Origin of the sequence: Pseudomonas agronomica (assembly GCF_025917275.1) — a bacterium.
In the GTDB taxonomy this organism is placed as follows: Bacteria; Pseudomonadota; Gammaproteobacteria; order Pseudomonadales; family Pseudomonadaceae; genus Aquipseudomonas; species Aquipseudomonas agronomica.
The window spans coordinates 1-9687 of the sequence record NZ_JAOSHO010000169.1; the positions used below are offsets into that span (position 1 = coordinate 1).

Here is a 9687-nt window from a genome sequence, read left to right on the forward strand (position 1 = left end):
CCGATACCGAAACGGCAGCGGACTGTTACACAACTGATAAGCCACGCCACCTGTCAGATCTGACAGTGCCGACCAGCGGTGCGCATCACGTTCCGTGGCCTTGCCGGAACGATTGGGTAAAAGGCTCGGCCGGCGGATCGATCGAGGTCATCAGGCGTTGCAACAGGGCCAGATCGGGCAGTTGGGCATGGGTCTTGTGCAAACAGGCCCCGTGTGCGACAGGCACCGCCCCCAGGGCCGACGGCTGAGCGTTATAGATCATCCCGTGACGAACCTGGGGGTTGTCACGCAGGTACCCTGGCAGGTCCAGTGTTCCCTTTGCCAGGCCGGCATTGACCATGACCAGGTCGAACGGCTCGCTGCCGTATTCCACCAGCGTCAGGAGTTCCTCCACGTCGCTCACTGGCGCGATGCGAAAATAGCCTTGATGGTTGAACAGCCGTTCCAGCTTCATCCGCTGGTAATGCTCTGTGTCGGCAATCATGATTCGTAGTGCTTTGTTCGGCATGACGGGCATTCCAATGGCAACGCGACACCTATAAACCGGGTCGTAAACGTTAAGTCGCGACAGGCTAGAGGAAGGCTGATTAGGACGCTGTAGGAGAAGTCTTTAAAACGCTCGGAAAAATCCCCATGCGATCCTTCGCCCAAAGCTCCCGGGATGTGCGCTCACTGAATGCAACGCGTGGCGTCATGGCGTCGACCCGGCGGGAGTCGATTGCATGGCCATACGAGCCTGCAATCGTTCCGCCAGATGTTCGATTGCCCGGCACAGTGCGTCCACCGATTCACTGAGCAAAGCTCCCGCGCCTCCACGACAGGCGCTTTCCAGGTCCTCACACGCGGTGACCAGAGGCTGTGCCTGGATGATCCGCGCACTGCCCTTGATCCTGTGCGCCAGGTCAGCCAATCCATTGACGTCCCGGTGCGCCGACAAGCGCAACAGTTGCGCCATGTCCGCTGCATTGCTGGCGAGCACTTGCGTCAGCAATCTGTGGGTCGACAGCCAGTCGCCGCCGGTCAGTTGCTCGAGGCTGGCCAAATCGAAGTCAGGCGTGGCGGCGGCAGGCACGCCGCCACGGGACGAGATCCAAGCCAGGCGTGCCTTCCAATGCTGCAGGCTGATGGGCTTGAACAGGCAGTCATCCATTCCCGCGTCAATACAGCGGGCTTTTTCCTCGGGCTGGGCGTTGGCCGTGAACCCCAGGATCACTGTCGGCGACAAGCCCGAGGCTCGCTCTTCATCACGGATAGCGCGGGCGAGTTCATAGCCGCTCATCAGCGGCATGTTGCAGTCGGTGATCACCGCGTCGAAATGCCCGTCGCGCCAGGCCCGTAGTCCTTGGATGCCGTCTTCGGCCTGTTGCACCGGGTGTCCCAGGTAATTCATTTGCTGGCACAGCAGCAGGCGATTGGCCGGATGGTCATCAATTACAAGAATACTCAGTCCCTGGCCCGACGTGGCGCAGGTCTCGACCGCAGGTTCATCGGGCAAGCCCTCCAGCAAGGGCAATTCCAGCAGGATCTCCACCTGCGTGCCCTGCCCCGGCACGCTGCTCAGGGACAGGGTGCCGCCCATCATTTCGCACAAGGTGCGGCTGATGACCAGTCCCAACCCCGAGCCGCTGCGACCCGCCTGGGCGCTATCGCCAACCTGGGAAAAAGGGCTGAACAGACGCCGCTGATCTTGCGCTGAAATGCCGCGGCCGGTGTCTTCGATCCGCAGGTAAATGGCCAGGCGCCTGTCATCAAGACCCGGTTCGGCCCGCACGCTCAGGCGCACCCGGCCCTGGTCAGTGAACTTGATTGCATTGCTCAGCAAGTTGGAAAGGATCTGTTTGAAGCGCAGCGGGTCGATCAAGACGTCGTGGTTGCTGGCCGTATCCAGGTCCAGTAGCAAGCGCAGGTGTTTTTGCCGGGCCAAGCCTTCGAACATCCTTGCAACGGCCTCGATCAGTTCTCGCAGGTTGGCCCGTCCGGGCACCAGGGACAACTTGCCCGATTCGATTCGGGCAATGTCGAGGATGTCGCCGATCAACTCCAGCAGCCCACGGGCAGCCCCCGAGGCGACTTCGAGGGCGGGTTTGTCCATGATCCCCTGGTCGGCTTTCTTCAGCGCCAACTCCAGCATGCCAATCACCGCGTTCATCGGCGTGCGGATCTCATGGCTCATGGTTGCCAGGAAAGTGGTCTTGGCCCGGTTCGCGTCGTCGGCGCTGGCCTTGGCCACGCGAACCTGTTCCAGTAGCCGCCGCAGGTAGACGACCCAACCCAATGCCAGCAGCAATAACAACGCGGCGGCGGCAAACCCCTGGACGATGGCGGTGCGATTGCGCAACCAGTAACTGTCGTCGAGCACCACTTCACTGCGCCAGCGGTTGGTCAGCTCATCCATTTCTTCGGGAGAAATGCTCAGCAGCGTCTTGTCCAGGATCGAATAAAGCTCCATTGCGTTCCGATTGGTTGCCAAGGCAACGCGGGCGGGCACCGTGCCCACGGTGCTGGTGACTCGCAGAGTGTCGCGATATTGACGAGAGATCATGTAGCGGGCGCTGATCAGCGAATTGATCGCGCCGTCCGCCGTGCCCGCGGCAACCATGGCCATGGCATCGGCCATGTTTTGCGCCGGCACCAACTGCACGGAAGGGAACTGTTCCAAAAGGTAGCCGCGCAGCACGTTGCCCCGCACCAAAGCCAGGCGCTTGCCGGCCATCCGGTCCATGGTCAGCACATCCTTGGCCTTGACCGGCACCACCAGCACAAACGGATTGGTCAGGTACGGGCGGGTGAAGCGCAATTCATCTTCAAGTTCGGCGCTGGGGATGGCGGTTGCGAGGACGTCAGCCTTGCCGCTTGTGATCAGGCCAATCAGGTCATCGACCGAGTCGCCACGCTGGACATCGAATTTCAGGCCGGTGCGCAAACTGATCCTGGCTAGCACATCGGCACCGACACCGCGCAACTGGCCTTGTTCATCAAAGAACGTCAAGGGCAGGAAGTTTTCGCTGACCGCCACCTTGATCCGCGGATGGCCATCGAGCCAGCGCTGTTCGTTGACGCTGAAATGCAGCGCCTGCTGGCCGGGTACGCTCAGCCCTCCAGCGCTCCAGCGTCGCAGGATGCCCATGCGTTCGCCAACGGGAATGGCTTGCAGCGTGGCATTGACGATGCGCAACAGGCGCGTGTTGTCGCGATTGACTGCAAAGGCAAACGGTTGCACTTCCAGGCGGGAAAAATCCACCAGTTGAACGTTGTTCAGGTAGTTCTTGCTGATGAGGTAATGGGCGCTGATCGAATCCCCCAGATAAACGTCGGCCTGGCCGAACGCCACGGCGCCGATGGCGCTCAAGGTCGAGGGAAACAATTGCAAGGTCGCATGGGGATAGAACGCTTCTACCATTTCCGGCGGCAGGTAGTGATAAAGCATCGCCACCCGCTTGCCTGCCAGGTCCGCGGGTACGCCCTCGCTGTCGTCGACGCGTGTCACCAGCGTGGGCAGGTCATCCGCATAGGCCTGGGACATCGCCAGCGTCGAGTCACTGGCCTCGAAGCCATTGGCGGTGCCGAGCATGTCGATTTCCCCGTTGCGCAAGGCCTGGAGCGACGCGTCTCGTGATGCGTACCGCCGCACCTGTACCTCGACGTGCAACAACTGGCCCAGCAATTGCGCATAGTCAGCCGTCAGGCCTTCATAATCGCTGCCATTGCCGGTGATGCTGAATGGTGGGTAATCCGGTGCCGAGGCGCCCAGCAGCAACGAGCCCTTGCGCCGCAGCCACGTCCGGTCAGCTTCGTCCAGGGTCACCGAATAGTCGCTCACAGCAGAACGCCCGAGCACATGCAGCGACTCGGGTGCCGCGCCCACCTGCGGCGCCACACTTGATAGACCCAGCCATATCGCCGCCAGGCCTGTGCGCAGGAACAGCATCATTCGATCAGGTTTCGCTTGGCGAAATCGGCCCGGACGCTTCATCAGCGACCGGCTGATCGGTTCAAACTGCCAATGCGAGGGAACAGTGAACCGTCCACGTACCTCCCGGATAACCAGGAGGAGCGTGAGGTGAGTGTAGGAAGTTTCTGAAGAATTTCCTGGCGGGCTTGCGATAGTCCTGTAGGAACTGGCGAAGCCTGCGATCTTTTGGTCTTGGTCTTGATCTTGGTCTTGATCTTTCGCTTGAGATGTAAATGTCAGGGGAAAGATCGCAGCCTCGTTGCACTCGGCAGCTCCTACAGGCAGCTCCAGGCAGCTACACAGCGGCCAACCGCAGATCGCGCCCAGGACGAGCCTGCCCGCGATGCGTTCCGTGCTCATAGAGCGAGCCGGCGATCTCATCGGCGCGCACCGGCAGGATCGACAGCAAGGTGTCGCTCAGGCCGTGGCTGGCCTGGCAGAAGCCCTGCATATAGATCGCCGCCTTGCAGCGCTCGTCGGTGATCAACTTGTAGTTGCGATCCACCTCGAAATCCCCGAGGTATTGCGCCAGCGGCTCCAGCAAGGTGCGGTGCATCTGGCGTTCGTAGCCGGTGGCGAGCACCACCGCGTCGTATCGGCGCACCGACAACTCGCCAGTGGCGTTGTTGCGCACCGCCAGCTCCACGCCGTCCTTCGTCGCGGTGGCCTTCTCCACCGTGGTCAAGGTGCGGAACCCATGACGGGCGATGCCCGAGACTTTCTGGCGATAGAAGATTCCGTAGATGCGCTCGATCAGGTCGATGTCCACCACCGAATAATTGGTGTTGTGGTACTCGTTGACCAGGCGCTCGCGTTCGCTGTGGGGCTGCTGGAACACCAGGTCGGTGAACTCCGGCGAGAACACTTCGTTGACGAACGGGCTGTCATCCGCCGGCTTGAGGGCCGAGCCGCGCAGGATCATGTCGACTTGCACCGACGGGAAGCTGTCGTTGAGGTCGATGAACGCTTCCGCCGCGCTCTGCCCGCCGCCGATGATTGCAACGTTCATTGGTTGGCCGCTCACGCAAGGTTGACTGGCCATGCGTTCCAGGTATTGCGAGTGATGGAACACCCGGGCGTCATCCTTGAAAGCCTTGAACGCCTCGGGAATGCGCGGCGTGCCACCGGCACTGACCACCACCGAGCGGCTGACGCGCACGGTTTCTTCACCTTCGCTGTTGTGGGAAATCACCCGCAAGGCTTCGACCTGCTGGTGATGCAGTACCGGCTCGATGCGCAGCACTTCCTCGCCATAACGGCTCTGCCCGGCAAATTGCGCCGCCACCCAGCGCAGGTAGTCGTTGTACTCCATGCGGCACGGGTAGAACGTCCCGAGGTTGATGAAATCCACCAGGCGGCCATGGTGCTTGAGGTAATTGACGAACGAGTAAGGGCTGGTGGGGTTGCGCAGGGTCACCAGGTCCTTGAGGAAGGATATCTGCAACTCGCTCTGGGTCACCAGGGTGTTGCCGTGCCAGCGATAGTCAGCCTGTTTGTCGAGGAACAGCACGTCCAGTTCGCCCTGCGCCGGGCCACGCTCCTGCAGCGCGATTGCCAGCGCCAGGTTCGAGGGGCCGAAGCCGATGCCGATCAAGTCGTGAACGCGGGGCGCTGCAATTGCCTGAGTCATGTCCAATGTCCTCTGAAGGCCCCTCAACAGGGCACGAAAGCCGTGTGACCTGTTCGGCGCGCATCGGGCCGCCAGATCGTCTGTTGAGAGGAACGAAGAGGATGTCAGAAAATTTACCGCCGCAGGATTCACGCCGGGTGAATCAGGTCGCGTCCCACTGCCGTACGCGAACGCGGCAATGCTTCATGGCGTTGACGATGTGTTTTTCCACCAAGGCGCGGGAAATGCCCAGGCGCTCGGCAATCTGCGAATGGGACAGGCCTTCGAGCTTGCGCAGCAGGAAGCTTTCGCGGCACAGCGGTGGCAACTCGGCCAGGGCGCGTTGCAGCATGTCCAGGCGTTGACCGTGGTCGAGGCTGGTATGGGGCGACGGGGTGAAGAAGCGTTCTTCAGTGTCGAGCACGTCGAGGGATTCGGACTGACGCAGCGTGTTGCGCCGATGCCCGTCGATCACCAGGTTCAGCGCCGTGCGATATAAAAAGGCCCGCGGCTGCTCGATGGGCGTATCGCTGGCGCGTTCCAGCACTCGCACATAAGCGTCATGCACCACATCTTCGGCCGCCTGGCGGTTGCCTAGCCTGGCGTTCAGGAAACACACCAGCTCGCGATAGTAGTTTTCCAACATGGCTCCCGTGCGCAATGCCTGCGACAGCTTTCCCTGGGCCCCTTCGGCACGCCGGAAAACGCATGGCACGATGGTGGCAGATTCAATCGCGTAATTTATAGTAATTCTCATATAGATTTAAAGCTTTGGTTTGCATCGGGCCTCAATCGTTCAGTTGATGAGGCAGCGGAACCCGCTTTGGTGGCGAGGGAGCTTGCCCCCGCCGGCCCCGTAGGAGCTGCGGAGCGAAGCGAGGCTGCGATCTTTTCCAGGAACACTTGAATCTCAAGCGAAAGATCAAGAGATCGCAGCCTCGCTTCGCTCGGCAGCTCCTACGCAGCTCCTACATTCCTCCACCCTCCGCCGCTAAATTCCCACCCACAACGCTCGTCTACCAGAACAGCCTCCCGTCCCGCCCCTCCGTGCGACGGGCCCGACATCACCGGCCGGAACCCTGCATGAAACGTCCCCGCCTCACCAGACCCGCCTGGCTCCTGACTTTCGCCCTGCTGCCGGCCGTGGCCTTCGCCGCTTGGCAAGCGGTCGGGCCCAGTCATGGGCCTGTCGCCACCGCCCCGGTCACCCGTGGCGATATCGAAAACAGCGTCACCGCCCTGGGCACCTTGCAGCCGCGGCGCTACGTCGACGTCGGCGCCCAGGCGTCCGGGCAGATCCAGAAGATTCACGTCGAGGCCGGCGACGAGGTCACGGAGGGCCAACTGCTGGTTGAAATCGACCCATCCACACAAAAAGCCAGGCTCGACGCCGGGCGCTTTTCCATCGAAAACCTCAAGGCCCAACTCCAAGAGCAACGGGCCCAGCACGACCTGGCACAACAGAAATCCCGTCGCCAGCAGCAACTCAAGGCCGGCGGCGCCACCCGCGAAGAAGACGTGCAGACCGCCCAAGCGCAAGTGCGCGCGACCCAGGCCCGCATCGACATGTTCCAGGCGCAGATCCGCCAGGCCCAGGCCAACCTGCGCAGCGACGAAGCCGAGCTGGGTTACACGCGCATTTATGCGCCAATGAGCGGCACGGTGGTTGCCATCGGCGCCCGGGAAGGCCAGACGCTCAACGCACAACAGCAGACGCCGTTGATCCTGCGCATCGCCCGGCTATCGCCGATGACCGTCTGGGCAGAGGTTTCGGAAGCCGACATCGGCCACGTCAAGCCGGGCATGACCGCCTACTTCACCACCCTGGCCGGCGGCGGCCGGCGCTGGAGCAGCACTGTCCGGCAAATCCTGCCGGTGCCGCCGCGTCCGCTGGAAGCCAGCCAGGGCGGCAGTCCCTCCGGTGGCCGCAGCGGCAGCGAACGGGTGGTGCTCTACACGGTGTTGCTGGATGTGGACAACGCCGACCGCGCCTTGATGACCGACATGACTGCCCAGGTGTTTTTTGTCGCCGCCCAGGCCAAGGATGTGCTGACCGTGCCCATCGCCGCCGTGCAAGACGCCGATCATGTGCGAGTGCTCGCCGACAACGGCGATGTCCAGTCACGCACCGTTCGTACCGGCGTCAGTGATCGCCTGCGCACGCAAATTGTCGACGGCCTGAGTGAAGGCGACCGCGTGCTGATAGGTCCGGCCAGCGGCAACGGAGGCTGAATGAACACGCCCCTGATCGAGCTGCGGGACATTCGCAAGGCCTATGGCGGCGGCGACAGCCCTCGGGTAGAAGTCCTGCGGGGCATCGACCTGGCGATTCACGCCGGCGAATTCCTGGCGATTGTCGGGGCGTCCGGCTCCGGCAAATCCACCCTGATGAACATCCTCGGCTGCCTCGACCGCCCTACCAGCGGCGAGTACCGCTTTGCCGACGAAGATGTCGCTCAATTAGGCAGCGATGAACTGGCCTGGCTACGGCGTGAAGCGTTCGGCTTCGTGTTCCAGGGCTATCACCTGATTCCGTCCGGCACGGCCCAGGAAAACGTCGAGATGCCGGCCATCTACGCCGGAACATCGGCCGCCGAGCGCCACGCCCGGGCCAACGCCCTGCTCGAACGCCTCGGGCTGGCAAGTCGCACCGGCAACCGTCCGCATCAGTTGTCAGGCGGGCAGCAACAGCGAGTGTCGATTGCCCGGGCCTTGATGAACGGCGGCCACATCATCCTCGCCGACGAACCCACCGGAGCCCTCGACAGCCAGAGCGGCATCGAGGTCATGGCCCTGCTCGACGAACTGGCGAGCCAGGGCCACGTGGTGATCCTGATCACCCACGACCGCGAAGTCGCCGCCCGGGCCAAGCGCATCATCGAGATCCGCGACGGACTGATCATCAGCGACAGCGCCACCGCCGCACCACAGGCCAATGCCAAGGCGTTGCAAGCCGTGGACCTGCGCCAGCGCCTGAGCGCCGGCAGCGAACACAACGGCGCCTGGAAAGGCGAGCTGGTAGACGCGGTGCAAGCGGCCTGGCGGGTGATGTGGATCAATCGCTTTCGCACTGCCCTGACATTGCTCGGCATCGTCATCGGCGTGGCCTCGGTGGTGGTCATGCTGGCCGTGGGCGAAGGCAGCAAGCGCCAGGTCATGGCCCAGATGGGCGCCTTCGGCTCGAACATCATTTACCTCAACGGCACAGCCCCCAACCCGCGCGCGACCAAGGGCATCATCAGCGAACAGGACATCGCCGCCCTCGCTGCCCTGCCCGAAGTGCAACGCATCATGCCGGTCAACGGCAAGAACGCTAGCGTGCGTTTCGCCAATCTCGACCACACCAGCTACGTGGGCGGCAACGACACGAATTTCCCGATCATCTTCAATTGGCCGGTGGCCCAGGGCACGTATTTCAGCGACGCCGATGAACGCAGCGCCGCGGCGGTGGCAGTGATCGGGCACAAGGTCCGGCAAAAGCTGCTCAAGGACGTCGCCGACCCGATCGGCCGCTACATCCTGATCGAAAACGTACCGTTCCAGGTCGTTGGCGTACTGGCGGAAAAAGGCGCCAGCTCCGGTGATTCGGACGCCGACAACCGCATCGCCGTACCCTACTCCGCTGCCAGCGTGCGGCTGTTCGGCACGCGGCATCCCGAATACGTGGTGATCGCCGCTCGCGATGCGGGCAAGGTCAACGAGGCCGAGCAGGCCGTCTCCCGCACCTTGCTGCGACTGCATGACGGCAAGCAGGATTTCGAGTTGACCAACAACGCCGCGATGATCCAGGCCGAGGCCCGCACCCAGGGCACGCTGTCGTTGATGCTCGGCGCCATTGCGGCGATTTCGCTGCTGGTGGGCGGCATCGGCGTGATGAACATCATGCTCATGACCGTGCGCGAACGGACCCGGGAGATCGGCATCCGCATGGCCACCGGCGCCCGCCAGCGGGACATCCTGCGCCAATTTCTCACCGAAGCGGTGATGCTCTCGGTGGTCGGCGGGCTTGCCGGTATCGGCCTGGCCCTGCTCGTGGGCGGTGCGTTGCTGCTGGGCAAGATCGCCGTGGCCTTCGAATGGCTGGCCGTGTTCGGCGCCTTCGGTTGCGCGCTGGTCACCGGCGTCG

Annotated in this window: 6 protein-coding genes; 2 read left to right on the forward strand and 4 right to left on the reverse strand. The window is 62.7% G+C overall.

Annotated elements, in window-relative coordinates; translation table 11 throughout:
- Positions 1–85: 85 nt before the first annotated feature.
- The 4 genes from OC610_RS14000 to OC610_RS14015 form a co-directional block, all read right to left on the reverse strand.
- Positions 86–508 (reverse strand): ANTAR domain-containing protein, encoded by a 423-nt coding sequence (locus OC610_RS14000; protein ID WP_264428440.1) that lies wholly within the window; start codon positions 506–508, stop codon positions 86–88.
- Positions 509–691: 183 nt separating this feature from the next.
- Complete coding sequence (locus OC610_RS14005; protein ID WP_264428442.1) at positions 692–3931, reverse strand: transporter substrate-binding domain-containing protein; 3240 nt, start codon at positions 3929–3931, stop codon at positions 692–694.
- Positions 3932–4247: 316 nt separating this feature from the next.
- A complete protein-coding gene (locus tag OC610_RS14010; RefSeq protein ID WP_264428443.1) occupies positions 4248–5582 on the reverse strand; it encodes a lysine N(6)-hydroxylase/L-ornithine N(5)-oxygenase family protein in 1335 nt (444 codons plus the stop codon).
- 142 nt (positions 5583–5724) lie between these two features.
- Positions 5725–6207 carry a sigma-70 family RNA polymerase sigma factor gene (locus OC610_RS14015; protein ID WP_269807987.1) on the reverse strand — a complete coding sequence of 161 codons (483 nt, stop codon included), beginning with the start codon at positions 6205–6207 and terminating at the stop codon, positions 5725–5727.
- A 437-nt stretch (positions 6208–6644) separates the two neighbouring features.
- Here OC610_RS14015 and OC610_RS14020 point away from each other — a divergent pair, with 437 nt between their 5' ends.
- Positions 6645–7793, forward strand: coding sequence for an efflux RND transporter periplasmic adaptor subunit (locus OC610_RS14020; RefSeq protein ID WP_264428446.1), 1149 nt, complete (start codon positions 6645–6647; stop codon positions 7791–7793).
- The coding region (locus OC610_RS14025; RefSeq protein ID WP_264428447.1) for an ABC transporter permease at positions 7794–9687 on the forward strand (1894 nt) is incomplete at its 3' end.

What these genes read in the sequence shown, in the direction of transcription:
- OC610_RS14020 (WP_264428446.1), top strand. Translation starts at nt 6,645, where the DNA reads ATGAAACGTCCCCGCCTCACCAGACCCGCCTGGCTCCTGACTTTCGCC.
- OC610_RS14015 (WP_269807987.1), bottom strand. Translation starts at nt 6,207, where the DNA reads ATGTTGGAAAACTACTATCGCGAGCTGGTGTGTTTCCTGAACGCCAGG.
- OC610_RS14005 (WP_264428442.1), bottom strand. Translation starts at nt 3,931, where the DNA reads ATGATGCTGTTCCTGCGCACAGGCCTGGCGGCGATATGGCTGGGTCTA.
- OC610_RS14000 (WP_264428440.1), bottom strand. Translation starts at nt 508, where the DNA reads ATGCCGAACAAAGCACTACGAATCATGATTGCCGACACAGAGCATTAC.
- OC610_RS14010 (WP_264428443.1), bottom strand. Translation starts at nt 5,582, where the DNA reads ATGACTCAGGCAATTGCAGCGCCCCGCGTTCACGACTTGATCGGCATC.